The organism is Brevibacillus sp. NPDC058079 (genome assembly GCF_042885155.1).
In the GTDB taxonomy this organism is placed as follows: domain Bacteria; phylum Bacillota; class Bacilli; order Brevibacillales; family Brevibacillaceae; genus Brevibacillus.
In genome coordinates, this window is record NZ_JBHVSO010000040.1 from 1 (window position 1) to 1,196 (window position 1,196).

Here is a 1,196-nt window from a genome sequence, read left to right on the forward strand (position 1 = left end):
GTAAAATTTTTTGATAATTATGAACAAGCATTTATTTGGTTGAATGAATATCCAATATAAAACTTTTATTGAACCAGTTGTTCTCAATCAACTGGTTTTTTTATGCCCGTAATGTTGCTGTTGTCATAAAATTCACTTGTTTACAAGCTTCCAACACCATTGTTTTTCTTCGCAGATTTTTGTCCAATTGCTTGTGCAATTCTAAAAAACGAAACCAAAACAAATAGTTGTCTATATACTTCGTAGCCACGCCATTAAAGCGTTCCATCCATTTCTTTAACCGCTGATGATAGGCATTAACGTGTTGGATATGGAAAACACCTTTCTTTACACGAACGCCCTTATGGGCATTTAAAATCTCATGTGGTATGCCTTTCTTTTTAGCGAATGCTTTATAATTAGTAGCTGAATCTGAACAAAGTACAATTTCTTCATCAAGGAATCCATCAAGAGATTGGTCGATTTCATCAGCAGTGATTCGTCCACGCCCAGCCATTTTGGATAATACGTTACCATTACGGTCATGAGCAACAACAATACTTATTTGTTCTGAACTGATACCACGCTTCTTCGCTTTCCCTCCTCGTTTTCGGGGTTTACGATGAGTTATGTCTTTTTTACCTTTATCGCTTTCCAGAAAGTAAGTTTCATCACTTTCAATGATACCTCTTAGCTTCGCAAACCCAAGAGAACGCAAGGCGTTTAATAACTTATGCCGCCAATAGAAAGCAGTTGAAATATGGATTTCTAATTCTTCTGCAATTTTAGGCAATGTAACGCCTTCAACCATCATGTGAAAGTATTTCAGCCATTTATGAGGGTGGTGTGTTCCTGAAATAGGGCTGGCGGTCATATCATTAAATGTCTTCCCGCAGTCCTTACATAGATATCTTTGACGGGAACGATACTTTCCATTTCGTTTGATGCCGACACTTCCACAGTGGATGCAAGCCAAACCATTGCTAAAACGAACTTCCCGAATTTCTCCAACCATATTAGTAATATCATCTTTTGGCTCTGGAAATAGCGTATCTCTAATAGCCTGAAACAAAGAATGTTGCTCAGACTTTGTTAAATCACTAAAATCACCGTATACAGATTGCCAGTTCATTGTGAGTTGCCCCCTACAAACAAATGTTCTGGGGATATTATATCACAGGCTCTCTAAGAGCAACAATATTACTGAAAAGAGCCTT

Annotated in this window: 1 protein-coding gene; it reads right to left on the bottom strand. The window is 37.6% G+C overall.

All coding sequences use genetic code 11. From position 1 onward, the window contains the following. Positions 1-100: 100 nt before the first annotated feature. Complete coding sequence (locus ACFVS2_RS34590; RefSeq protein WP_327952445.1) at positions 101-1,111, bottom strand: IS1595 family transposase; 1,011 nt, start codon at positions 1,109-1,111, stop codon at positions 101-103. Positions 1,112-1,196: the final 85 nt, after the last annotated feature.